Annotated in this window: 1 protein-coding gene; it reads left to right on the top strand. The window is 40.1% G+C overall.

The window, feature by feature from the left end:
- Positions 1 to 354 (top strand): phospholipase D-like domain-containing protein (locus PLH26_RS17335; RefSeq protein ID WP_324587292.1); only part of this gene is annotated, 354 nt, incomplete at its 5' end.
- Between the last annotated feature and the right edge of the window lie 170 nt (positions 355 to 524).

Genomic DNA, 524 nt, shown 5'->3' with positions numbered 1-524 from the left:
ATCTATGACTGGCTGTTGCGGAACAATGTGGAAATTTACGAATACCAGGGCAATGTTTTGCATGGCAAAGTAGCGGTTTGTGATACCGCATGGCTAACCATAGGTTCCTATAACATTAATAATATAAGCGCTCACGCCAGCATAGAATTAAATCTTGATATATGCGATACCGGCTTTGCCGCAGAAGTGGAATCTGTATTTGAAGATATTATTGAAAAAGAATGTATACATGTAACCAGGGAAATGCTGATCCAGAAACGCACTTTATTCAAGCGCTTCATGTGGTGGTCTTCATACCAAATCGTTAAGGGGCTTATATATCTTTTTACATTTTATTTCAGGCAAAAGAATTGAGGTACGCTGTCAGCTTTGAGCGATCAGCGATCAGCCGATGTATACTAACGATAAGCAAAGTTCTCGGATACAGGATACAGGTTACAGGGCGCAGGTTGCAGGGTGCAGGACAAGACAGTTGTGCGTGCCTAAAATAGGTTGACATTTTTTTTAAATTATTCAAAAAGATC

It is taken from the genome of Agriterribacter sp., assembly GCF_035444585.1.
GTDB lineage: Bacteria > Bacteroidota > Bacteroidia > Chitinophagales > Chitinophagaceae > Agriterribacter.
This window is presented reverse-complemented; position numbering and strand designations above follow the sequence as displayed.